This is a genomic window from Variovorax sp. GW822-FHT04E09 (assembly GCF_058800845.1).
In genome coordinates this window covers 727,646-750,177 of the sequence record NZ_JBXAMR010000001.1, presented here as the reverse complement: position 1 = coordinate 750,177, position 22,532 = coordinate 727,646, and the positions used below count along the sequence as shown (strand labels likewise).

The 22,532-nt window shown below is 68.8% G+C and carries 26 protein-coding genes; 12 read left to right on the top strand and 14 right to left on the bottom strand.

The annotated features are described in order from the left end of the window. The first annotated feature begins 33 nt into the window (after positions 1-33). Entirely contained in the window at positions 34-906 is an 873-nt protein-coding gene (locus tag AC1RL8_RS03610) for an alpha/beta hydrolase (RefSeq protein ID WP_492683918.1), read from the top strand. A 41-nt stretch (positions 907-947) separates the two neighbouring features. On the opposite strand, the gene AC1RL8_RS03605 is transcribed toward AC1RL8_RS03610, so the two are convergent. Continuing rightward, complete coding sequence (locus tag AC1RL8_RS03605; protein WP_159276741.1) at positions 948-1,151, bottom strand: heavy-metal-associated domain-containing protein; 204 nt, start codon at positions 1,149-1,151, stop codon at positions 948-950. Positions 1,152-1,322: 171 nt separating this feature from the next. Here AC1RL8_RS03605 and AC1RL8_RS03600 point away from each other — a divergent pair, with 171 nt between their 5' ends. Continuing rightward, positions 1,323-1,769 (top strand): MerR family DNA-binding protein, encoded by a 447-nt coding sequence (locus AC1RL8_RS03600; RefSeq protein ID WP_492683917.1) that lies wholly within the window; start codon positions 1,323-1,325, stop codon positions 1,767-1,769. Between the two features lie 9 nt (positions 1,770-1,778). Here AC1RL8_RS03600 and AC1RL8_RS03595 read toward each other — a convergent pair whose 3' ends face one another. The 3 genes from AC1RL8_RS03595 to AC1RL8_RS03585 form a co-directional block, all read right to left on the bottom strand. Beyond that, positions 1,779-2,225 carry an SRPBCC family protein gene (locus AC1RL8_RS03595; protein ID WP_307588679.1) on the bottom strand — a complete coding sequence of 149 codons (447 nt, stop codon included), beginning with the start codon at positions 2,223-2,225 and terminating at the stop codon, positions 1,779-1,781. A gap of 115 nt (positions 2,226-2,340) precedes the next feature. Further along, entirely contained in the window at positions 2,341-3,105 is a 765-nt protein-coding gene (locus tag AC1RL8_RS03590) for an alpha/beta hydrolase (RefSeq protein ID WP_492683916.1), read from the bottom strand. A 166-nt stretch (positions 3,106-3,271) separates the two neighbouring features. Beyond that, the gene (locus AC1RL8_RS03585) at positions 3,272-3,736 is read right to left on the bottom strand and encodes a GNAT family N-acetyltransferase (RefSeq protein ID WP_492683915.1); all 465 of its coding nucleotides are present in this window, start codon (positions 3,734-3,736) and stop codon (positions 3,272-3,274) included. 122 nt (positions 3,737-3,858) lie between these two features. On the opposite strand from AC1RL8_RS03585, the gene AC1RL8_RS03580 reads away from it, so the two are divergent. Continuing rightward, positions 3,859-4,887, top strand: a complete 1,029-nt coding sequence (locus AC1RL8_RS03580) for an aldo/keto reductase (protein ID WP_492683914.1) — start codon at positions 3,859-3,861, stop codon at positions 4,885-4,887. Between the two features lie 6 nt (positions 4,888-4,893). On the opposite strand, the gene AC1RL8_RS03575 is transcribed toward AC1RL8_RS03580, so the two are convergent. Further along, positions 4,894-5,787, bottom strand: a complete 894-nt coding sequence (locus AC1RL8_RS03575) for a LysR substrate-binding domain-containing protein (RefSeq protein WP_095745476.1) — start codon at positions 5,785-5,787, stop codon at positions 4,894-4,896. Positions 5,788-5,864: 77 nt separating this feature from the next. On the opposite strand from AC1RL8_RS03575, the gene AC1RL8_RS03570 reads away from it, so the two are divergent. Further along, complete coding sequence (locus tag AC1RL8_RS03570; protein ID WP_492683913.1) at positions 5,865-7,037, top strand: NAD(P)/FAD-dependent oxidoreductase; 1,173 nt, start codon at positions 5,865-5,867, stop codon at positions 7,035-7,037. Here the strand turns inward: AC1RL8_RS03570 and AC1RL8_RS03565 are convergent. Both AC1RL8_RS03565 and AC1RL8_RS03560 read right to left on the bottom strand, forming a co-directional pair. After that, positions 7,034-8,128 carry an oxidoreductase gene (locus AC1RL8_RS03565; protein ID WP_492683912.1) on the bottom strand — a complete coding sequence of 365 codons (1,095 nt, stop codon included), beginning with the start codon at positions 8,126-8,128 and terminating at the stop codon, positions 7,034-7,036. The genes AC1RL8_RS03570 and AC1RL8_RS03565 overlap by 4 nt on opposite strands. After that, a complete protein-coding gene (locus tag AC1RL8_RS03560; protein ID WP_095745474.1) occupies positions 8,125-8,529 on the bottom strand; it encodes a RidA family protein in 405 nt (134 codons plus the stop codon). Before AC1RL8_RS03560 ends, AC1RL8_RS03565 begins: the two co-directional genes overlap by 4 nt. A 139-nt stretch (positions 8,530-8,668) precedes the next feature. Here AC1RL8_RS03560 and AC1RL8_RS03555 point away from each other — a divergent pair, with 139 nt between their 5' ends. From AC1RL8_RS03555 to AC1RL8_RS03545, 3 genes are all read left to right on the top strand, one after another. After that, on the top strand, positions 8,669-9,571 hold the full coding sequence (locus AC1RL8_RS03555) for a LysR substrate-binding domain-containing protein (RefSeq protein ID WP_492683911.1): 903 nt from the start codon (positions 8,669-8,671) through the stop codon (positions 9,569-9,571). Between the two features lie 8 nt (positions 9,572-9,579). Further along, entirely contained in the window at positions 9,580-10,875 is a 1,296-nt protein-coding gene (locus tag AC1RL8_RS03550) for an acetyl-CoA hydrolase/transferase family protein (RefSeq protein ID WP_492683910.1), read from the top strand. Between the two features lie 69 nt (positions 10,876-10,944). Next, on the top strand, positions 10,945-11,502 hold the full coding sequence (locus AC1RL8_RS03545) for a DUF4189 domain-containing protein (RefSeq protein WP_095745471.1): 558 nt from the start codon (positions 10,945-10,947) through the stop codon (positions 11,500-11,502). Here AC1RL8_RS03545 and msrA read toward each other — a convergent pair whose 3' ends face one another. The 4 genes from msrA to AC1RL8_RS03525 all read right to left on the bottom strand — a co-directional run bounded on the left by msrA (position 11,503) and on the right by AC1RL8_RS03525 (position 14,070). Beyond that, positions 11,503-12,207: a peptide-methionine (S)-S-oxide reductase MsrA gene (msrA, locus tag AC1RL8_RS03540; protein WP_492683909.1), complete on the bottom strand. Its 705-nt coding sequence runs from the start codon at positions 12,205-12,207 to the stop codon at positions 11,503-11,505. Between the two features lie 88 nt (positions 12,208-12,295). After that, positions 12,296-12,547: a pentapeptide MXKDX repeat protein gene (locus tag AC1RL8_RS03535; RefSeq protein ID WP_492683908.1), complete on the bottom strand. Its 252-nt coding sequence runs from the start codon at positions 12,545-12,547 to the stop codon at positions 12,296-12,298. A 144-nt stretch (positions 12,548-12,691) separates the two neighbouring features. Further along, the gene (locus AC1RL8_RS03530) at positions 12,692-13,450 is read right to left on the bottom strand and encodes a molybdopterin-dependent oxidoreductase (RefSeq protein WP_492683907.1); all 759 of its coding nucleotides are present in this window, start codon (positions 13,448-13,450) and stop codon (positions 12,692-12,694) included. Continuing rightward, positions 13,447-14,070 carry a cytochrome b/b6 domain-containing protein gene (locus tag AC1RL8_RS03525; RefSeq protein WP_492683906.1) on the bottom strand — a complete coding sequence of 208 codons (624 nt, stop codon included), beginning with the start codon at positions 14,068-14,070 and terminating at the stop codon, positions 13,447-13,449. Before AC1RL8_RS03525 ends, AC1RL8_RS03530 begins: the two co-directional genes overlap by 4 nt. A 97-nt stretch (positions 14,071-14,167) precedes the next feature. On the opposite strand from AC1RL8_RS03525, the gene AC1RL8_RS03520 reads away from it, so the two are divergent. The 3 genes from AC1RL8_RS03520 (at position 14,168) to AC1RL8_RS03510 (ending at position 17,466) form a co-directional block, all read left to right on the top strand. Next, entirely contained in the window at positions 14,168-14,896 is a 729-nt protein-coding gene (locus AC1RL8_RS03520) for a response regulator transcription factor (RefSeq protein WP_492683905.1), read from the top strand. Between the two features lie 79 nt (positions 14,897-14,975). After that, the gene (locus AC1RL8_RS03515; protein WP_492684852.1) at positions 14,976-16,451 is read left to right on the top strand and encodes a sensor histidine kinase; all 1,476 of its coding nucleotides are present in this window, start codon (positions 14,976-14,978) and stop codon (positions 16,449-16,451) included. Positions 16,452-16,542: 91 nt separating this feature from the next. Next, positions 16,543-17,466, top strand: coding sequence for a crotonase/enoyl-CoA hydratase family protein (locus AC1RL8_RS03510; protein WP_062472565.1), 924 nt, complete (start codon positions 16,543-16,545; stop codon positions 17,464-17,466). A gap of 22 nt (positions 17,467-17,488) precedes the next feature. Here the strand turns inward: AC1RL8_RS03510 and AC1RL8_RS03505 are convergent, their stop codons facing one another. Genes AC1RL8_RS03505 through AC1RL8_RS03495 form a run of 3 tightly spaced genes read right to left on the bottom strand, consistent with a single transcriptional unit; the run spans position 17,489 to position 20,549 of the window. Further along, complete coding sequence (locus tag AC1RL8_RS03505) at positions 17,489-18,400, bottom strand: transglutaminase family protein (protein WP_223301327.1); 912 nt, start codon at positions 18,398-18,400, stop codon at positions 17,489-17,491. 60 nt (positions 18,401-18,460) lie between these two features. Beyond that, complete coding sequence (gene mnmC1 / locus AC1RL8_RS03500) at positions 18,461-20,269, bottom strand: FAD-dependent 5-carboxymethylaminomethyl-2-thiouridine(34) oxidoreductase MnmC1 (RefSeq protein ID WP_492683904.1); 1,809 nt, start codon at positions 20,267-20,269, stop codon at positions 18,461-18,463. 7 nt (positions 20,270-20,276) lie between these two features. Then, positions 20,277-20,549, bottom strand: a complete 273-nt coding sequence (locus tag AC1RL8_RS03495) for an oxidative damage protection protein (protein WP_070060844.1) — start codon at positions 20,547-20,549, stop codon at positions 20,277-20,279. A 138-nt stretch (positions 20,550-20,687) separates the two neighbouring features. Between AC1RL8_RS03495 and AC1RL8_RS03490 the strand changes: the two genes are divergently transcribed. After that, the gene (locus AC1RL8_RS03490) at positions 20,688-21,737 is read left to right on the top strand and encodes a sulfate ABC transporter substrate-binding protein (RefSeq protein WP_070060843.1); all 1,050 of its coding nucleotides are present in this window, start codon (positions 20,688-20,690) and stop codon (positions 21,735-21,737) included. Positions 21,738-21,866: 129 nt separating this feature from the next. Then, entirely contained in the window at positions 21,867-22,451 is a 585-nt protein-coding gene (gene ssuE, locus AC1RL8_RS03485; protein ID WP_070060842.1) for an NADPH-dependent FMN reductase, read from the top strand. The last annotated feature ends 81 nt before the right edge of the window (positions 22,452-22,532 follow it).

Below are 22,532 nucleotides of genomic sequence, written 5' to 3'. Positions count from 1 at the left end.
TGCGATTGGCACCGGGGAACGAGGAACCAAAAAATGAGACAGGAATGGCTTCGCCGCGCGTGCGCGGTGATGGGTGGCTTTGTGCTGGTTGCGGCCGTGACCGCATGCGGCGGCGGTGGGGGCGGAGGGGGTGGCGGGGGCGGTGTGCCGCTGATCCTGCCGCCGACGGGCACGGCGCCCGTGCAGCCGGCGCCTTCGGCCAATGGCCGGGTGGTGTCGGACACCGTGACGTCGAGCGTCAACAACGTGCGCTACCCGATCGAGGTGTTCATTCCGGCGGCGTACGACAGCAGCAGCGACGCCGTGCCGATCATCTACGCCTTCGACGGCGACGCGACCAACGGCCTGCCCGACACGCGCTTCACCAACCTCAAGAACGTGCTGCTCAAGCGCGGCACCAAGGCCATCCTCGTGGGCATCGGCAACACCGCGCGCCGGCAGGAGGACTACAACTTTCCGGGCGCCAACGCGTACCACACCTTCCTCACGAAGGACCTGGTGCCGTTCATCGAATCGAAGTACCGCGCCGACCCGAAGAAACGCATGCTCACAGGCCTCTCGACCAGCGGCAACCTCGCGGCGACAGCACTGTTCCTGGAGGCGCCCGACAACCTCGTGTTCTCGTACTTCATCTCCATCGAGGCGGCCTTCTGGCAGCAGGAGGCCGAGAACAACGCGCTCGAAAAGAAGATGTTCGACGCGCTCGCGGGCCGGCCGTTGCCTGTCACGCTGATCCTGGCGCACTGCGCCAGCGGCTGCAACGAAGTGCCGGTGAAGGCGATGTACAAGCGGATGTCCGAACGGGGCTACGTGGGGCTGCAGCTCATCGACACGGAGTTCAATTCCACGCACGTGGGCACGGACGTGCTCGCGTTCGACGACGCGATCGTGCGGATCTTCAAGTAAGGCTTCGCGGCGAACCGGGCAAGCCGGTTCGCGCCACGCGCTCAGTGGGCGGAAGGACTCGGCGGGTAGCCGGCTTCCGTCAACGCTGCCACCAGCGAGGGGCGGTCTTCGGTGGTGTCGATGCGCACCGTTCTTTGCTTCACGTCCACTTCGAGCCTGGCCTGCGGGTCCAGGTCCTTGATGGCGCGAGTGATGCGGCCGGCGCAACTGCCGCAGGTCATCGACTGGATTTCAAACGCTTGCATGAGGGTGAGTCCTTTCAAAAGAGTGGCTCGCAGTCTCAAGCTTGGCATCGTGTGAAGGTCAAGCGCGGCGAAGGCCTGACCCCTGGCGTGCCAAGGTCATGCGCCGTTTGCGTTTGACTCTCTCATGGTGTGAAGGTTGAGACTTCGCGCTTTGGCTCGAAGGAGAACCCCATGGAACATCCCACGGCGCCGGCTGCTGCGGCGCGCTTGTCTCTAGCCGATGTCGTTGCGCGCTCCGGTGCATCCGCGCAACTGTTGAGCGATTGCGAATCGCTCGGACTGCTCGACGACACGGCGCACGCGGGCCGTTATGACGAGCGCGCCGTGTCGACACTGCGCTTCGTGCGACGCGCACACACGCTGGGTTTCGACACGCCGGAAGTCGTCGAGCTGCACGCCCTGTGGCAGGACGGTCGTCGTGCAAGCTTCGACGTGAAGCGCGTCGCGCTCGAACGCGCCGACGACCTGGCCCAGCGGATCGAAGAGCTCGCGCACATGAAGCGCCTGCTGGAGCGCCTGGCCCACTGCTGCGAAGGCGACGAGCGCCCGGAGTGTCCGATCCTCGATGAGCTGGCCGGGCTCAAGGGCTTCGCCGGCTGCGAAGCACGGCGTGCCTGAAGCCGATCCTCAACCCGGGATGTTCGGCTCGACCAGCTGGGCCAGCGCGACCAGCGATTCCTGCCAGCCCAGGTAGCACATCTCGACGGGAATCACGTCGGGGATGCCTTCCTGCACGACGGACATGTCCGTGCCGCACGAGACCGCGGTCAGGACCACCGTGGTCTTCATCGTGCCCGGCAGGTGGGGATCGTCGAAGCTCGCGTCGTAGGCAATGCGCTGGCCGGGCACGAGTTCCAGGTACTTGCCGCCGAACGAATGGCCGTGGCCGGTGCCGAAGTTGGTGAAGGACATGCGCCACGCGCCGCCCACCACCGGCTCCATGGTGTGGACCTTGCCGGTGAAGCCGAAGGGCGGCAGCCAGCGCTCGAAGGCGCCGGGCTCCACGAAGGCACGGTAGAGCTTGTCGGGGGTGGTGCGCAGCACGCGGTGCAGGCGAACGGTGTTGGTGGCCATGGTTGCTTTCTCCTGATGAAGTACAGAGGACGACCCTCTGTGATGACGTCGGATGAGCCCGCTGCGATTCGACAGGTGCAGGATCAGGAAAAACCCTGAGCCCACACCTCGCGCTTCAATCGATGAACCGCGCGACGATGTCCTGGAACGACGGCAAGTCCATCTGCGTGTGGCCGCCCTCGTAGCCCTTCAGGCTCAGCTGCAGACCCTTGTAGTTGCGTGCGGCGATCTGGTCGCGCAGCGCGGTGATCTCCGGGCCGCCGACGTTGCTGATGGCATAGCCCAGCAGCAGGGTCACGGGAATGTCGCGCGTGCTGCTGTTGGCGTACATCTGGCTTTCGAGCGGATCGAGCTGGCCGCGCGCGCCGGCGGCGGGCGGGTCGGATGCGAAGAAATGCTGGAAGGTGAACGTGCCCGCCGCGCCTTCGGTGAAGAAGGCGATGACCGTGAAGACGCCGCCGTTCGACAGGCCCGAAAGCATGCGCCTGGCAGGGTTGGCCCGGTAGTTCGATTCGACATGCGGCACCAGCTGGGCGACGAGGAACTCGTGGTACGCCTTGGCGCCCGGCATCAGGTAGTCGGTGTTGCGGCGTGAGGTGCCCCCGATGCCGACCACGATGGCTTTCTTGCCGGCCTTCTCGAGGATGTCGGTGAAGTTCTGGAAGCGCGTCACGCTCTGGTTGTAGACCGCGTCGCCGTCGGTGATGTAGACCGTGGGGTAGCTCGCCGTGGCGCCGTCGTAGCCGGCCGGCAGGTAGACCTGGATCGGGTAGGTCGCTTCGGTGGCGGTCGACTTCATCGAACTGCTGACCACCCGGCTGCGCCCGGTGTCCGCGGGCGGTGGCGTCGGCGTGCCGCCGGCCGGTGGCAGCGGCAGCATCGCCACACCGCCTCCGCCGCCCCCACCACCCCCTCCGCCGCCGCAACCTGAAAGCCCCAGCAGCAAGGCGCAGCCCGCTGTGAACATGAGCCGGCGAAGAATCCCTCTTGTCTGCATGTGGTGTTCCTTGTTGGTGAGAACCGTGGTGGCGGAAGCCGGGGCGATCTTAGGGGGTATGGGCTGCCGCCGTCTTCTGCATGAACACACTCAACGGATCGTCCGGGTAGTCCCCGAAGCGCTCGCGCCGCGCATACCCCGCGCGCGCATAGAAGGCCAGCGCCTCGGGCTGGCTCACGCCCGTCTCCAGCCGGAACATCGCGCATCCGCGCGCCGCCGCTTCGCCTTCGAGAAAGCCCAGCACCTTGGCCGCGACGCCTTGCCCGCGGTTCTGCGGGCGCACGTACATGCGCTTGAGTTCGCCGTAGCCGGGGTTCATGACGACGGCGCCGCAGCCGATGGCCGTGCCCGCCACGTCGCGCGCGACGGCGAACAGCACATGCGCCGCCGACAGCGCGGCAATGTCGATGCCGTAGTGGCTCTCGGGCGGGTACAGCGGCTTCTGGTACGCATCGAGGTCGTCGATGAGTTGGATGACGTCGGGCTGGTTCGGGTTTTCGATCGAGATCTGCATCGTTCGATCGTACCGAGCCGACGCGCTGCAAAGCCCGACGCGCAACGGGGTTCTGCGCGGCGGCCAACAATGGCCGCGTCATTCATCTGGTTCGTCAGTTCATTGATTGAAGGAGTAGAACTTTGGAATACCGTCATCTGGGCAAATCAGGCCTCAAGGTCCCCGTGCTGAGCTTCGGCACCGGCACCTTCGGCGGCAAGGGCGAGTTTTTCAGCGCATGGGGCAGCACCGACGTGGCCGAGGCGCGCACGCTGATCGACATCTGCATGGACGCCGGCGTGAACATGTTCGACAGCGCCGACATCTACTCGGGCGGCGCCGCTGAATCGGTGCTGGGCGAGGCGATCAAGGGCCGGCCGCGCGACCGGCTGCTGATCTCGACCAAGGCCACCTTCCGCAGCGGCGAGGGGCCGAACGACGTGGGCTCGTCGCGTCACCACCTCGTGCAGGCGGTCGATGCCTCGCTCAAGCGTCTGGGCACCGACTACATCGACCTGTTCCAGCTGCACGGTTTCGATGCCAGCACGCCGGTGGAAGAAACGCTGTCCACGCTCGACGACCTCGTGCGCGCGGGCAAGCTGCGCTATGTGGGCGCGTCGAACTTTTCGGGCTGGCACCTGATGAAGTCGCTGGGGGTGTCCGAGCAGCGCGGCTACGCGCGCTACGTGGCGCACCAGGCGTACTACTCGCTGGTGGGCCGCGAGTACGAGTGGGAGCTGATGCCGCTGGCGCAAGACCAGGGCGTGGGCGCGGTGGTCTGGAGCCCGCTGGGCTGGGGCCGGCTCACGGGCAAGATCCGCCGCGGCCAGCCGTTGCCGGCCAACAGCCGCCTGCACGTGACGGCCGACATGGGCCCGCCCGTGCCCGACGAGCTGCTGTATCGCGTGGTCGAGGCATTGGAAAAAGTCGGCGCCGAGGTCGGCAAGACGGTGCCGCAGGTTGCCCTCAACTGGCTGCTGCAACGCCCGACAGTGTCCAGCGTGGTGGTCGGCGCACGTGACGAGGCGCAGCTGCGCCAGAACCTCGGCGCGGTGGGCTGGAACCTCACGCCCGCGCAGGTGGCCGAGCTCGACGCGGCCAGCGCGACCACGCGCACCTACCCGTACTGGCACCAGCAGGGCTTCAAGGAACGCAACCCGAACCCGGTCTGAGCGGGTTCAATCGGGTGTCAGCCCCAGCACCCACTGCTTGAAGTGCTCCAGCGCCCCGGAGGCCGGCCGGCCTTCGGGGTACGCGAAGTAGTAGCCCTGGTGCACGTCCAGGTGCCGGTCCACCGGGATCACGAGTTCGCCGGTGCGCAGTTCCTGCTCGACCAGGATGCGCGGCGCCAGCCCCACGCCCATGCCCGCCGCCGCGGCGGCCACCACCATCGTGAACAGCTCGTAGCGCGGCCCGCGCGAGGCGTGCACCGTGTACTCCCATTCCTGCTGCGCGTACCAGTCGCGCCAGGCATGGGCGCGCGTGCTCAGGTGCACGTGGCGGCAGCGCTCGAAGCCGGCTTCGTCCCACCGGGCCTGCGCGTCGCGGAACGCGGGGCTGCAGATGGGCACCATCTCGCCTTCGGAAAAGATCAGCCCGCCGCGCGTGTTCGGCCAGAACTGGTCGCCGAAGTAGATCGCCGCGTCGTACGCGTTTTCCTGGAACGAGAAGGGCTGCGAGCGCGCCGACAGGTTCACCGTGATGTTCGGGTGCAGCCGGCTGAAATCGGGCAGCCGCGGAATGAGCCATTGCGTGGCAAAGGTCGGCACCACGGCCAGTTCGAGCACGAAGCCCATCTCGTGGCCGGCGCTGATCTCCAGCGTGTCGCGGCGGATCTGGTCGAGGTGGCGGCGGATGCGCGCGGCGTACTCGCGGCCCACGTCGGTGAGCGTGAGCCGCTTGCGCACGCGCGAGAACAGCGGCACGCCCAGGCGCTGCTCCAGCATCGCCACCTGGCGCCCGACCGCGCTTTGCGTGAGCGCCAGCTCGGTCGCCGCGCGGGTGAAGCTCCCCAGGCGCGCCGAGGCTTCGAAGGCCTGCAGCGCGCCGAGGTTGGGAATGTCTTTTCTCATCGCGCTATTCTGGCGGGAGCTTGCGCGGCCCGGGCAACGAACCGGGCCCGCACATCGAAGACACGGAAAGGCATCACATGCGGCGTGTGGCGATCATCGGCGGCGGGGCCATCGGCTCGGCCATCGCGTACTTCCTGGGCGCCGACCCGACGGGCGAGGCCTTCGACATCACGGTGGTGGAGCGCGACTTCTCGTACCGGCAGGCCTCGTCGGCGTTGTCGGCCAGCTCGATACGGCAGCAGTTTTCCACCGCCATCAACATCGAGATGTCGCTCTACGGCATCGAGTTTTTTCGCGCGCTGGGCGAAACGCTGCGCGTGGGCGACGACGTGCCGGACATTGGCCTGGTCGAGCCGGGCTACCTGTACCTGGCCTCGCCGGCGGGTGTCGAGGTGCTGCGAGAGAACCACGCGACGCAGAAGGCGCATGCGGTGGACGTGGCGCTGTTGACGCCCGATGAACTGAAGGCGCGCTTCCCGTGGATCTCGATCGAGGGCATCGCGCTCGCATCGCTCGGCCTTTCGGGCGAGGGCTGGTACGACGGCTACAGCCTGCTGCAGGCCTTTCGCAAGAAGGCGGTGTCGCAAGGCGTGCGCTATGTGCAGGCGCGGGCGACGGGTCTGCAGCGCGAGGGCCGCTGCGTCACCGGCGTGCAGCTCGACGGCGGCGACACGCTGCAGGCGGACATCGTCGTCAACGCGGCGGGCGCGTGGGCGGCGCCGGTCGCGCAGTGGGCCGGCATCGCGCTGCCCGTGCACGGTCGACGCCGCAGCGTGTTCAGCTTTTCATGCCCGAGTGCCTTGCCGGGTTGCCCGCTGGTCATCGACACCTCGGGCATCTGGCTGCGGCCCGAAGGTCGCCAGTTCATCTGCGGCTTTGCGCCGCCCGAAGACCGGGACCCCGACGATGCACCGCTCGAAGTCGACCACGAGGCCTTCGAAAGCTTCATCTGGCCGGCGCTGGCCGAACGCATCCCGGCCTTCGAAGCCGTCCGCATGACGGGCGCCTGGGCCGGCTATTACGAGATGAACGTGTTCGACCACAACGCGATCCTCGGCCTGCACCCGGACTGCGACAACCTCTACTTCGCGAACGGCTTCTCGGGCCACGGGCTGCAGCAGTGCCCGGCGGCTGGGCGCGGCATCGCGGAGCTGATCCGCTTCGGCGGCTACCGCAGCCTCGACCTGTCGCCGTTGTCGTTCGCGCGCATCCTCGAGAGCCGACCGCTGCGCGAGAAGAACATCATCTAGGGTTGCTGCTCCGCCGGCTTGATGTCCCCCACGGGCGACAGCAGCGCCGGGTCGAAGGCGGCGAGTGCGCGACCTTCCTTCAGGCGTCGCGGCCAGTCGGGGTTCGACAGCGCGCCGCGTCCCAGCGCCACGAAGTCGGCACCGCCCGCGAGCGCCGCTTCGGCGCGCCCCGGGTCGTGCAGGCCGCCGTTGGCGACGATCGCTAGGCCGGGCGCGTGGCGGCGCGCGAGCTGCAGCAAGCTAGGCCCCGCATCGCCGAAGGCCGGTCGCCAGGCCTCGAACTCGGTGACGTGCAGGTAGTCGATGCCGCTGTGTGCCAAGGCCCCGAACACCGTCGCCGCGCCGGCTTCGGCTTCCGGCCACTTGTGGCCGAAGTCGTTGACCTTGCCTTGCGAGATGCGCACGCCGACCGGCGCCGACGCGCCCAGCATCTGCCGCACGGCGCGCACCACCTCGACCGTGAGCTGCACGCGCTGCGCGAGGGCGCCGCCCCAGCGGTCGGTGCGCGTGTTGGTGTGGCCGCTCAAGAATTGGTCGAGCAGGTAGCCGTTCGCGCCGTGGATCTCCACGCCGTCGAAGCCCGCCACTTCCATCGCCAGCAGCGCGGCCCGGGCGAAGCCGCGAATCGCTTCGGCGATGTCGGCATCGGTCATCGCGCGGGGCACCGGGTACTCGCCTTCGCCGCGGTAGGCCGTCATCTGCGTGCCCAGCGGGCGAACGGCCGACGGCCCCGCCGTGTGGTCGCGAAAGCGGTTGAACTGCGACAGCGCGCCCGCATGCATGAGCTGCGCGATGGCGCGCCCGCCTGCGCCCTGGATCGCCTTCACCACCGGGCGCCACGCGCGGGCTTGTTCGCCATCGATCAAGCCGGGCTGGCGGGCATAGCCTTGCGCATACGCCGCATCGGTGTAGATGCCTTCGGTGATGACGAGCCCGAAGCCGCCCCGCGCAAAGCGCTCGTAGTAGCGGGCCATGGTGCCGTTGGCGTGGCCCTCGGGCGAGGCGCTGACGCGCGTCATCGGCGCCACGGCGAGCCGGTTGGGCAGCTGCAGGCCGTGCAGCTTCGCCGGCGCGAGCAGCGGCGTGCTCATCGGGCGTCTCCGGGCGCGACGGCGATGGCCTCGATCTCGATCATCGCGTCGGGCGAGTACAGGCCCGAGACCTCCACGATGGTGTCGGCCGGGTAGGGCGCCGAAAACCACTGACGGCGCAGTTCGACGATCTTCGGAAAGTTCGCCATCGAGGTCAGGAAGATCGTCACCTTGACCACGCTGCCCAGGCCCGTGCCGGCGGCCCGCAGCACGCGGTCGAGGTTCTTGAAGGCCTGCTCGGCCTGGCGGTCGAAGTCGCCCTTGCCGACGATCTCGCCGTCGTCGCCGATCGCGGCCTGGCCGGAGACGAAGACCAGGTTGCCGAGCTGGATGGCCTGGGACAGCAGGAAGGGCGCGTAGGGGTCGGGTTGCGTGTGGATCTGCTTGGGTTGGAGTTGCATGACAGGTGCCTTCTATGGTGAATTTCAGATCAGCCGTGGAAGTGATTTCTTCCCGCGACCCCTGAAATTTAGGGATGAAGACGGCGCCCGACAAAGGCTGATTTTTCAACCGATGGATGAGTTAAGCTAATCTGTCTGCATGCGAAGACTTCCTCCCCTGGGCGCATTGCGCGTGTTCGAGGCCGCGGCCCGCCGGCTGAGCTTCAAGGCGGCTGCCGACGAACTGCACGTCACGCCCACCGCCGTCAGCCACCAGATCAAGCAGCTCGAGGAAACGCTCGAGGTGCGCCTGTTCGAACGCGGCACGCGGCAGGTGCACCTGACGGCCGCCGGGCACCAGCTGTTTCCCGCGCTGCGCGACGGCTTCGACAGCTTCGAGCGCGCCGTCGACGGCGTGCGCCGGCTGAAGGGCACGCGCATCGCCACGCTGTCGTCCACGGTCGGTTTCATGGCCCGGCGGCTGGCGCCGCGTGCGGGCACCTTCCGCGACCTGCATCCCGAATGGACGCTGCGGCTGGACGCCACCAACCAGGTCGTCGACCTCGACACCGAGGCCGATGCGGCGATTCGCTACGGCAACGGCCGCTACGCCGACCTGGTCGTGGAGCCGCTGTTCCAGGACCACTACGCGCCGGTCTGCAGCCCCGCGCTGGCGGTCGTGGCGCGGCAGGACCTGAAGGCCGTGTCGCTGATCCATTTCGAATGGGGGCGCGCGGGGCGCGACGAAACGCTGGCGCCCGTGTGGCGCACCTGGCTCGCGCGCGCGGGCCGCACCGACGTCGATGCGCAGGCCGGCCTGTCGTTCACCGAAGAGATCCACGCGGTGCAGGCCACGGTCGCGGGGCAGGGCGTCGGCCTGCTGAGCCTGGCGCTCGTGGCCGACGAGCTGGCGTCGGGCCTGCTGGTGCAGCCCTTCGCGTTGTCGGTGGAGAGCTACCGCTACGACCTGGTCTACAGCCCGCGCGCCGCCACCCGGCCCGCGACGGGGGTGTTGCGCGACTGGGTGCACCGCGAGTTCGGCGCTGGCGAAAAGAAGGCATAGTGGCAGGCATGACTGCCCAGACCCTGTACGCGCAAAAGCGCGTTTCCGCCGCCGATGCCGTGCGCCAGGTGCGCAACGGCGACATGATCATCGTGCCCACGGGCGTCGGCGAGCCGCCCTCGCTGCTCACGGCGCTGTCCGAGCAGCGCCGCGACTTCCGCGACGTGAAGGTGGCGCAGATCCTGGCGATGCGCAAGTACGCCTACATCGACCCCGAGACGGTCGAGCATGTGCGCCACGTCGCGCTGTTCTTCGGCGGTGCCACGCGCGCGGGCGGGCAGGCCGGCTGGATCGACTTCATTCCGAACTACTTCTCCGAGATCCCGGCGCAGATCGAGCGCGGGCAGATCGCGGCCGACGTGGTGTTCAGCATGGCTTCGCCGATGGACTCGCACGGTTACTTCGCGCTGAGCCTGGGCCCCGACTACACGATGGCGGCCGTGGCGAAGGCCCGCGCGGTCGTGCTCGAGGTGAACCCCAACGTGCCCTATGCGCACGGCAACTGCCACGTGCACATCTCGCAGGTGGCGGCGCTGGTGGAAAGCAGCGAGCCGGTGATGGAAGTCGGTTTGCCCAAGATCGGCCCGGTGCAGGAAGCCATCGGCAAGCACGTGGCCGACCTGATCGACGACGGCGCCACCTTGCAGATCGGCTACGGCGGCATTCCCGACGCGGTGGTGATGCAGCTCACGGGCAAGCGCGACCTGGGCATCCACACCGAGATGATCGGCGACGGCATCCTCACGCTGGTGGAAAGCGGCGCGGTCACCAACCGCCGCAAGAACTACCTGCCGGGCAAGTCGGTCGCGACCTTCGCGCTGGGATCGAACAAGCTGTACCGCTTCATGGACCGCAACCCGGGGCTGGAGATGCACCCGGTGAACTTCACCAACGACCCGGCGCTGGCGGGGCTGAACGACAACCTCATCGCCATCAACGCCACCATGCAGATCGACCTGCTGGGCCAGTGCGGCTCCGAGAGCCTGGGCCATGCGCCGTACTCGGGCACGGGCGGGCAGTCGGACTTCGTGCGCGCGGCCAACCGCTCGCGCGGCGGCAAGGCTTTCATCGTGCTGCCTTCCACAGCGAAGGACGACACCATCTCGCGCATCGTGCCCTCGCTGTCGCCGGGCACACACGTGAGCACGAGCAAGAACGACATCAACTACGTCGTCACCGAGTACGGCGTGGCGCAGCTGCGCGGCAAGTCGGCCAAACAGCGCGCGCAGGAGCTGATCGCGATTGCGCATCCGGACTTCCGGGCGGAGCTGACGGAGCAGGCGAAGCAAGCCAAACTGCTCTGAGTTTCGTGGGGCGCAGGGCGTGACTTAGGGCACTCCTGCGTGGCCCGGGCGCGGGCTACATTCGCTGCGATGAGCATCTCGTTGCGACACATCTTCCTGCTGGGCGCGGCCTGCGTGCTGTCCGGCCAGGCGTTCGCTTGCAGCGGACCGGGCCAGCCGGGATGCCCGCCACCGAACGCGCCGGGCTGGCCCCACAACAGCCGGCCGCCGCCCCGGGACACCGTGCCCATACTGCCCGGCGGCACGGGCCGCTACAGCGACCCCGACGAGTACCTGGCGCCGCCGCCGCCCGACCCCACCTTCTCGTACAAGTGGGGCGCGTACGTCATCGACAAGTCGAAGGGCGCCTTCGGCGGGGTCGACAACCGGGCGACCCAGGCCGATGCCGAAAACAACGCCATCGCCCAGTGCGTGGGCAACGGCGGTACCGCCACCGGCTGCCGCAGCATGACGCTGACCTGGCAGGAAGGATGCGGCGTGGTCGTGATGGGCCGCAACGTGCTGTCGATGAAAGCCAACAAGCTGCAAAGCGCGGCGCAGGCGGAAGCGATGGCGGAGTGCTCCGCGCACGCGAAGGACTGCAAGGTCGTTACCGCGCGCTGCAACGCGCTGGTCGTCAATCGCTGATCAGCTGGCCTTGGTTGCCCGCACCAGCGACGGCGTGGCCTTGTAGCTCTCGGGGAAGAGCTTCTTCAGGTCGTCGATCTTCGGCAGGTCGTTGATCGCGATGTAGGGCTGGTTCGGGTGCAGCGTGAGGTAGTCCTGGTGGTAGTCCTCCGCCGCATAGAAGGGCTTGGACATCTCGACCGTGGTCGCCAGCGGCTTGTTGCCGAAGGTCTTGGCCTGGTTCAGCTGGGCGATGTAGGCGTTGGCGATGCGGGCCTGTTCGGCGTTTTCGGCGAACACGGTGGAGCGGTACTGCGGGCCGGTGTCGGGGCCCTGGCGGTTGAGCTGGGTCGGGTCGTGCGCCACCGAGAAGTAGATCTGCAGCAGCTTGCCGTAGCTGACCTTGCGCGGGTCGTAGCTGATGCGCACGGCCTCGGCATGGCCGGTGCGGCCCGAGCCGACCTCGTCGTAGCGTGCGGTACGGGCCTCGCCGCCCGCATAGCCCGAGAGCGCATTGCTCACGCCCTCGACGCGCTGGAACACGCCCTGCACGCCCCAGAAGCAGCCGCCCGCGAACACGGCGGTGGCGGTGGTGGCGCCCGCAGGTACGGTGAGGTCGACCGTGGGCGCGGGCACGCGGCGCGCGGTCTCGGCGAAGGAGGGGGCCGCGTGCCAGGCGAAAGCGGCGGCGGCGAGCGTGCCGGCGGCGATGGCGAAGGATTTCATGGCGGTCTTTCGTAGGGAGCGCAGGAAAGGGACGGTGATCCCGATCCCGCCGACCGTCAATGGCGGCGGGTCGGGCAGAGAAAGAGGCTTACTTCTTCATCTCGTCCTTGCCCATCGCGTCCTTCTTCATCTCGTCCTTGGCCATGGCGTCTTTCTTCATGCCATCTTTGGCCATGCCGTCCTTCTTCATGGCGTCCTTGCCCACGGCGTCTTTCTTCATCCCGTCCTTGGCCATGCTGTCCTTCTTCATGCCGTCCTTGGCCATGTCGTCCGCGGCCAAGGCCGAGGCGCCGGCGAAGGCCATGCAGGTGGCGAGGAGGGTGGCGGTGAGCTTGTTCATGTCGGTCTTCCTGAGTTGAGGTTGGGTCTTGTTGTCGAGATCGGCCTGGTTCCCTGTCGGAATTCGGCCTCGCGCTTTCTTCGGCAGTCGAGCGGCTGTGGCAGCCCCTCAGCTCCCTCCGAACCAGTTGTAGCCCTGGTCTTCTCAGTAGCCACCGGGATAGGTGTTGGTCACGTACATCGCCTGGATGTGCTTGGGGTTCTTGTAGCCAAGCTTGGTCGGCATGCGCAGCTTCATCGGGAAGCCGTACTTCGGCGGCAGCGGCTGGCCGTCGTAGTTCAGCGCCAGCAGCGTCTGCGGATGCAGCGCGGTCGGCATGTCGATGCTGGTGTGGTAGTCGTCCGCGCACTGGAAGCCGACGTACTTGGCGCTCAGGTCCGCGCCGACGTGGCGCAGGAAATCGGCAAAGCGCACGCCGCCCCACTTGCCGATGGCGCTCCAGCCTTCCACGCAGATGTGGCGCGTGATCTGGTCCTGCTGCGGCAGGGCGCGCAGCTCGGCGAGTGTCCAGCGGCGCTTGTCGGCGACCATGCCGCTCACTTCGAGGCGGTAGGTGGCTTCGTCGACCTCACGGACTTCGTCCTCGCCGTAGTAGGCGTTGAACGGAAAGGGGCGCGTGATCTCGGCTTCGGTGTAGGTCGGCGCCAGCCGCGTCGGGCTGAAGAGCCAGCCCTGCACCTCGTCGTTGAAGCGCGAGACCTTCGAGAGCGCTGCTTCCACGTGGCTGTCGTCGCTGATGCTGCAGCCGGTGAGCATCGACAGGCCGCCCAGCGTCAGCGAACGGCGCAGGAACAGGCGGCGCGAGGGGGCGTCGAGTTGGCGCTCGATGAGGGCGCGGGCTTCGCGCACCACGGCGTCGCCGTCGACACCGACCAGGGGAGGGCGTTTGAAAAAGAGGCTCATGGGGTGTGGGGCGCGCGACCGCGCAGCATGGTGAGCAGGGTGCGGGGCACGAGCGCCACCATCACAAGGTGCACGGCAACGAAGGCCACCAGGGCCGCCATCGCCACGAAGTGGACGCGGCGCGCGGCTTCGTAGCCGCCCAGCAGCTCGCGCAGCAGCGGAAACTGCACCGACTTCCACAGCACCAGCCCCGACAGCACGATCGCGACGAGGTCGACGATCACGAACAGGTAGGCGAGCTTCTGCACATGGTTGTAGTGGCGCGGGTCGGCGTGCGAGAGCCTGCCGCCGAGCGCGGCCCGCGCATCGCGCCAGAGACCGGCCGGGGTGAGCGGAAAGAACTTGCGCGCGAAGCGCCCGCTGGCAAGGTTCAGCACCAGGTAGACCCCCCCGTTGAACACCAGCAGCCACATCGCCGCGAAGTGCCACTGCAGCGCGCCGCCGAGCCAGCCGCCCAGCGTGATCGCGGCCGGGAAGCGAAAGGCAAGGAAGGGCGCCGCGTTGTAGATGCGCCAGCCGCTGGTCACCAGCACCAGCACGGCCAGCGCGTTGAGCCAGTGCGTGACACGCATCCACAGCGGGTGGATCGGTCGGTGGTCGGGGGCGGCGCGTGTCTGCATGGGCCGGATTGTTGGGCGCACCCCCTCGCCGATTCATCACGCAAAGTTCAAAGATTCGTGATAACTCCGAGGGGCGTCTCGCGGGACAATCGCGGCCATGGACACCGCCAAACGCGTGCTGATCGTCGAGGACGACGCCCACATTGCCGAGCTGCTGCGCATGCACCTGCGCGACGAGGGCTACGCGGTCGAGCACGCCGCCGACGGCAACGCTGGCCTGCGCGCGCTGGAGCGCGGCCAGTGGGACGCGCTGGTGCTCGACCTCATGCTGCCCGGCATCGACGGCCTCGAAATCTGCCGCCGCGCCCGCGCCATGGCGCGCTACACGCCCATCATCATCGTGAGCGCGCGCTCGAGCGAAGTGCACCGCATCCTCGGGCTGGAGCTGGGCGCCGACGACTACCTGGCCAAGCCCTTCTCGGTGCTGGAGCTGGTGGCGCGCGTGAAGGCGCTGCTGCGGCGCACAGACGCGCTGGCGCGCAACGCGCGGCTGGAGTCGGGCAGCCTCACGCTGGGCAACCTCGACATCGAGCCGCTGGCGCGCGAGGTGCGCGTCGACGGCAAGCCGATCGAACTCACGCCGCGCGAGTTCGACCTGCTGTACTTCTTCGCGCGCCACCCCGGCAAGGTGTTCTCGCGGCTTGACCTGCTCAACCAGGTCTGGGGCTACCAGCACGACGGCTACGAACACACGGTCAACACGCACATCAACCGGCTGCGCACCAAGGTCGAGGCCGACCCGGCCGCGCCGCGGCGCATCCTCACGGTGTGGGGGCGTGGCTACAAGCTCGCGGCCGATGAGGCCGCACCGAAGGGTGACGTATGAGCGCCGCGCCGGGCCGCCCCAAGCAAGCTCGCTCCCGCCTGGCGGGAAGGCGCGAAGCGCCAAGGGTGCTTCAATGACGATGGCCTGGGCCACGCTGTCGCGGCGCCTGTCGATCGCGTTCGCAGTGCTGCTGCTGGCCTGCTGCGGCGCCTCGGCGTGGCTGCAGATGCGCGCCGGCGCGCAGCACGCGCAGGAGGTGACGCAGCGGTTGTCGCTCGGGCTTGCGGCCCACATCGCGCAGAACACCGAGCTCATGAAGCCCGGCGGCCTCGACCCGGTGGCGGTGAAAGACCTGTTCGACAAGCTCATGACCGTCAACCCCAGCGTCGAGGTCTACGTGCTGGGGCTCGACGGCCGCATCGAGGCCCAGGCCGCGCCGCCCGGCCACCTCAAGCGCGACAAGGTGGCGCTCGGCCCCATCCGCCGGCTGCTGGCCGGCGAGCGGCTGCCCATCGCGGGCGACGATCCGCGCAGCCCCGACGGTGCCAAGGTCTTCAGCGCCGCGCCGCTGCGCATGGGCGGGCGCGATGCCGGCTACGTGTACGTGGTGCTGCAGGGCGAAGACCACGACGCGCTGGCCGCCAACCTGTCGGCCGACACCGTGCTGCGCACCACGCTGTGGTCGATGGCCTTGGTGGCGCTGCTGGGGCTAATCGCCGGGCTGGTGGCGTTCCGCCTCATCACCCGGCCGCTGCGCGAGCTGACGGCGGCGGTGCGCCGTTTCGAGGCCGAGGGCATTGAGGCGCTGGAGCGCGAGGCGCCCATGCCCGCGCCGCCGCGCCATGCCGACGACGAGATCGCGCAGCTGCAGCAGGCCTTTGCGCAGATGACACGCCGCATCGCCGAGCAGTGGCGCGAACTGAGCCTGCAGGACCGCCAGCGCCGCGAACTTTTCGCCAACATCTCGCACGACCTGCGCACGCCGCTCACCTCGCTGCACGGCTACCTCGAGACGCTGCTGCTCAAGGCCGGTACGCTCAGCGAGGAAGAGCGCCGCCGCTACCTGGAGATCGCACTCGGCCAGAGCCGCAAGGTGGGCCGGCTCGCGCAGGAGGTGTTCGAGCTGGCGCGGCTTGAGTACGGCGTGGTCAAGCCCGAGAAAGAGAACTTCGCGCTCGCCGACCTCGTGCAGGACGTGTTCCAGAAGTTCGAACTCGCGGCCGAAGCGCGGCGCCAGCAGCTCAAGCCCGACATCGCGCCGAACCTGCCCGTGGTGTCGGCCGACCTCGGCATGATCGAGCGCGTGCTGACCAACCTGCTGGACAACGCCATCCGCCACACGCCGGCCGGCGGCGAGATCGAGGTGCGCCTGCGCCCGTCCGACGCCGGCGTGGCGGTGCAGGTGAGCGACACCGGCCCGGGCATTCCGGGCGAGCTGCAGAAGGGGCTGTTCACGCGGCCGGCCTTTGCCGACGGCGGTGCGCGCGGCGGCGGGCTGGGGCTGATGATCGTGCAGCGCATCCTGCAGCTGCACGGCAGCGACATCCGGCTCGTGCCGCAGCCGGGCAAGGGCGCGGTGTTCCTGTTCCGGCTCGGGGGCGCAACGGGGCGTTGAGCCCGGCGGTCGACGGGTTTGCCAGCGGGCGGCGGGCGATGCTACAAGCGAAGCGGCATCACCCCCCAAGAACAGAAGGAGACCCCCGACCATGCCCGCTTTCGAGACCGTCCTGATCGACAAGGACCCGCAGCACCCGCGCATCGCGCGCCTCGTGCTCAACCGCCCCGAGAAGCTCAATGCCATCGGCGACAGCACGCCGACCGACATCCGCCGCGCGGTCGAGTGGGCCGAGGCCGACGACGAGGTGCATGTGATCGTGGTCGAGGGCGCGGGCCGCGCCTTCTGCGCCGGCTACGACCTGGGCGACTACGCCGAAGGCCACGGCCGCGAAGGCCAGGCCGACCATCCCTGCCGGCAGGAAAAAACGCCGTGGGACCCGATGCTCGACTACGCCGCCATGAAGCGCAACACCGAGGACTTCATGTCGCTGTGGCGCTGCCGCAAGCCGACCATCGCCAAGGTGCACGGCTACGCGGTGGCCGGCGGCAGCGACATCGCGCTGTGCTGCGACCTGCTCACCATGGCCGACGATGCGCGCATCGGCTACATGCCCACGCGTGTGTGGGGCTGCCCGACCACCGCGATGTGGACCTACCGCCTCGGCGCGCTGCGCGCCAAGCAGCTCATGTTCACGGGAGACACCATCACCGGCACGCAGGCGGCCGACTGGGGCCTGGCCAACTTCGCGGTGCCCGCGGCGCAGCTCGATGAGGCCACGCTGGCGCTCGCGCAGCGCATCGCGGGCGTGCCCAGTTCGCACCTCATGATGCACAAGATGGTCGTCAACCAGGTCTGGCACTCGATGGGGCTGGAGCAGACCCAGATGTTCGCCACCGTGTTCGACGGCATCACGCGTCACAACCCCGAAGGCATGTGGTTCCGCCGCCAGGCCGAGGCCGAAGGCTTCAAGAGCGCGGTGCAGTGGCGCGACAGCGGCCGGCCGATTCCGGAAGGCGATGAAGCCCGCGCACGCATCGCCGAGCTCGAGGCGAAGCTGGCTGCGCGCGGCTGAGCGCGATGGTTCGCGCGGTGGCTTAGCCGCCCTTGCGCCGCTTCACCACCACCGTGGCCTCGAGGCCTTCGTAGGCCTCGGCGTCGCCGTACCAGCTGCCCGAGATGGGCGCCGCCAGCGCGGGGTCGCGCGCCACGCCCACGCGGATCAGCTGGCCGCTGCCCATGAGGTTGTTGGTCGGGTCGAAGGCCAGCCAGCCCGCGCCCGGCAGGTAGGCCTGCAGCCAGGCGTGCGTGCTGCCGGCGCCGGTGACCGATTCGCCGGGCGCCTGCCCGGTGGCGTCGTTGTCCAGCGAGGCGTCGTAGAGGTAGCCCGAGACGAAGCGCGTCGCGATGCCGAGACGGCGCGTGGCTTCCATCATCAGCAGCGCGTAGTCGCGGCAGCTGCCGCTGCCCAGCGCCAGCGTCTCCAGCGGCGTCTGCGTGCCTTCCTCGTCGCGCGCCTTGTATTCGAAGCTCTGGCCGATGTGCGCGTTCATGCGCGTGAGCACGTCGCGCGTGCTGTTGGGCTGGTCGGTGTGCAGGAACTGGTGCGCCCAGCGGATCAGCGTGCCGTTGGCATCGTCGTTGTGGTGCGGGCGCAGGTAGTGCTCCAGGTCCAGGCGCTCCTGCACCGAATAGGCAAAGGGCAGGAACTCGGCCGACGGGTCGAGCGTGAGCAGGTCGCGCTGCGACGGCGGCACGTGCTCGATGGTGAAGGAGCACACGATGCGCAGCTCGGTCGCCTCGCCCAGCGGCTGCACCAGCGCGACGGAGTTCGAGTACGGGTCCTGGATCAGCCGCGTGAGGGCCTGCGGGCTCACCTGCAGGTCGGTGGCGAGCACCCGCAGGTCGTGGCTGTCGCGCGGACGGAACATCACGCGGTGCAAGCCGAAGGTCACCGGCTTGTTGTAGCGGTAGACGGTGGTGTGGGTGATGTCGTACTGGATGGCCATGGCGCGCATTGTGCGATGCGCGCGTGACCTCGGGTGACGGGAAACCCAGAACGAGCCGATTCAGTCCGATCCGGGCCAGAGCCGCTGCGTGCCCAGCGCCTTGGCAAGCGTCGCGGGCAAGGGCAGCGGCTCGCCATGCCACTGCGCCGCCAACAGCTCGGCGCACAGGGTGGCAAAGCTCAGGCCGCGCGAGCCCAGCGCGGTGCAGGCCCACAGGCCCTCGTCGGCCCCCGGGGCCAGCGGGCCGACCAGCGGCCGGCGGTCGCCCGAGGCGCAGCGCACGCCGACCCAGGCATGGGTGTCTCCGCGTTCAAAGGCGGGCGCGAGCGCGGCGGCGGCGCCGGGGTGCAGGCGCGCGAGCCGGTCGCGGTTGGCGAGGCGGTCGGCGTCGTTGGGGGCGAGGTCGGTGTTGTCGCGGTCGAAGGTGGCGCCGATCAGCCACAGCGGCTGCGGTGCCTGGCCGTCGGGCACGCCGGCGATCAGGTGGCCGTCGCCGTTGATGGGGGTGACGGGCAGGGCGGCGGGGTCCGCGCGGCCCCAGGCGACTTGGCCGCGTACGGGTTGCAGCGGCAGGTTGGGTGCGAAGTGGCGGGATGCGAAGCCCGCGGCCACGACGACGCGGTCGGCTTCGGAGAGCAGGGCGCCGGTGTCGTCGAGCAGCTGCCAGTTGCTGTCCGTGCGTGCGAGGCGCGCCACATGGCTGTTGCCGCGGAATTCGACGCCCGGTTGGCTCAGCCACGCGGCGATCAGGCGGTGCGGCCGCACCCAGGCCGCGCGCGCATGCCACAGCGCCGGCGTGTCGGGCGGCAGGCCGGCTGCGGCGAGCCGATCGGGCTGTGCGGGCCAGGATTCGTTCGGGCCCTGAGCGCTCCAGCCGGGCGGCACGCGCACGTCGCCGTCGGGCCGGCGTTCGAGCGAGCCGTGCGCGCCCCAGTCGCGGCCGGGGTCGAGCCGCAGCGCCAGTTCGGTCCAGGTGGCGCGGATGCCGGCGCGCGTGAGCCGCGACAGCAAGGCGTCGTCGGATGACACATGCGGCGCCAGCAGCCCGACCGGCAGGCCTGACGCGCCCGAGGCCGGCGTGTCGGCCGCGTCGAGCACCGTGACCCGCCAACCGCGCCGCGCGAGGCTGGCCGCGACCGCAGCACCCGCGAGCCCGGCACCGATCACCGCGCAGTGGCCGGGCGCGTCGACGCCTTCGCGCACCGGCTGGCGGCGCCGCACCGTCCAGGCGGGCGCGAACACGCCGCGCAGGCTGCCGTGGCGCGAATCGAGCTGGAAGCCGTTCTGCATCAGCGCATGGCGCACCCCGTCGTCGTCGGTGCGGGCCGCGAGGCCGGTGCCCTGGCGGGCGAAGCGCGACACCGCCTTGAGCGTGTCGGGTGAGGCCATCGCCGAGCCGAAACCGTCGAGGAAGAGACTGTCGGCCTCGAAGCGCTGGGCGCGCAGCATCGGCTGCAGCTCGCCCACGCACAGCGTGAGCAGCACGCGGCCGTCGTCGAAGGCCAGCCGATGAAAGCCCGGCAGCAGCCCGGTCCATTGGCGGGCCAGTTCCGCGGCGAGCGGCGCCAGCGCCGGGTCGGCCTCACCGGCGCGCAGCAGATCGCCGGCCGGCGCCGGATGGGCGTCGACCGCGACGTAATGCAGCAGGCGCGACCGGTGCGGGTCGGCGCGCCAGGCCTGCCAGGTTGTCAGGAAATGAAAGCCCAGCCCGAAGCCGGTTTCGAGAATCCGCCATTGCGGGCGCCCGGACCAGGCGGCGGGCAGGCCGCAGCCGTCCAAAAACACACGGCGCGAAAGCGCCGGTGTGTCGTTGTCGAGGGGGGAGGTGTCGCCGGAGCGCGCGCCGAGCGGGGTGCCGTCGGCGGCCACGCCGGACTCAGTTCGAGGGGGGAACGTAGCCTTGCGCCACGTCGGCGCCTTCGCCGAAGAAGTGCTTTTCCATCTGGCGCGCCAGGTACTGGCGGGCGCGCAGGTCGGCCAGGTTCAGCCGGTTTTCATTGACCAGCATGGTCTGTTGCTTGAGCCAGGCGGCCCAGGCTTCCTTGCTGACGTTTTCCCACAGGCGCTTGCCCAGGTCGCCGGGGTACGGCGGAAAGTCGAGTCCTTCGGCCTCTTTGCCGAGCTTGATGCACTGAACCATGCGTGCCATTTGATTGCCTCTTGTGGGGGAAAGCGGTTGCTTAGTTGATTTGGCTATTAAGAACTGAAAACTTGGTCGTTCCAGTTCCTATATGTCGTATTCAGAATACGTGGCTTCATTGATATGCCTTTTTAAGAGCAAGACACCATGAGCCTTCGCCGCGACTTTATCAAGCTTTCCCTGGGTGCCGGCGTGGCCGGTGCCTTGGCCCTGTCGGCATTGCCGTCGTTTTCGCAGGGTGCGGCGGGTGCCAAGGGCCCCGTGACGCTGCTGAACGTGTCGTACGACCCGACCCGCGAGCTGTACGTGGACTACAACCAGGCCTTCGCCAAGTACTGGAAGGCCAAGACCGGCCAGGACGTGAGCGTCAAGCAGTCGCACGGCGGCTCGGGCAAGCAGGCGCGCTCGATCATCGACGGCATCGATTCCGACGTGGCCACGTTGGCGCTGGGCGGCGACATCGACGCCCTGGCCACGCACGGCGGCCTCGTCAAGGCCGACTGGCAAAAGCGCCTGCCGCACAACTCCGCCCCCTACACCTCGACCATCGTGTTCCTGGTGAAGAAGGGCAACCCCAAGGGCCTGAAGGACTGGGACGACCTGGTCAAGCCCGGCGTGCAGGTGATCACCCCCAACCCCAAGACCTCGGGCGGCGCCCGCTGGAACTACCTGGCCGCCTGGGAATTTGCCAAGCGCAAGTACGGCGGTGACGCCAAGGCCAAGGAATTCGTCGGCAACCTGTACAAGAACGTGCCCGTGCTCGACACCGGCGCGCGCGGCTCGACCATCACCTTCGTGCAGCGCGGCGTGGGCGACGTGCTGCTGGCCTGGGAAAACGAAGCCTTCCTGGCGCTGAAGGAATTCGGCCCCGAGAAGTTCGAGATCGTCGTGCCGTCGATCTCCATCCTGGCCGAGCCCAGCGTGGCGGTGGTCGACAAGGTGGTCGACAAGAAGGGCACGCGCGCCGTGGCCGAGGAGTACCTGAAGTACCTGTACTCGGACGAAGGCCAGGACATCGCTGGCCGCAACTTCTACCGCCCGACCTCGGACAAGGCCAAAGCCAAGTACGACAAGCAGTTCCCCAAGCTCACGCTGGTGACCATCGACCAGGCCTTCGGTGGCTGGGCGAAGGCGGACAAGGAGCACTTCGCCGACGGCGGCTCCTTCGACCAGATCTACGCGCCGAAACAAAAGTAACCCCCCAGGCTGCGCGCACTTCGTGTCGCTTCGCCCACCCCCCTGCCGGGGGCGGGCCGGCCGCTTCGGGCGGCCGTGCGCGGCGGCCCCCACGCGTTAGCGCTCCTCTTCATCGAACCAAGGTTTCCTGTGTCCGTTCTCCTGATTGCCGGCAGCCCCTCGGCCCCGTCCCGCTCCACCGCCTTGCTCGACGCGGTGGGCGAGCGGCTGGCCCAACGCCATGCGCGCATCGAGCGGCTCGCGATCCGTGACCTGCCGGCGCAGGCGCTGCTGCTGGCCGAGTGGGCGCATCCGGCCATCGAGCGTGCCATTGCCCAGGTGGCGGCGGCCCGCGTGATCGTGGTGGCCACGCCGGTCTACAAGGCGGCCTACAGCGGCGTGCTGAAGGTCTTTCTCGACCTGCTCTCGCAGAATGCGCTCAAGGGCAAGACGGTGCTGCCGCTGGCCACCGGCGGCAGCCCGCACCACATGCTCGCACTCGACTACGCACTGCGCCCCGTGCTGCAGTCGCTGTCGGCGCGCCACATCCTGCCGGGTGTCTACGCGAGCGATTCGCAGATCGCGCTGACGCCCGAGAACGCCTACCAGGTGCACCACGACCTGGCGGAGCGCCTGAACGAGGCCGTCGAGGTGCTCGCGACCGAAGGCCTGAAGCTGCCGGCGACCCATGGCTTCGAGCCGGTTCCTTTCTCCCGTGTGCGATGTAGCGTCTGACGACCGGGTTCGCTGCTGAACCCGGCCCCGGCCAGACCTCTTTCCGTTCCCCGTTTTTTGAAGCCGCCTGCGCGCGGCCGG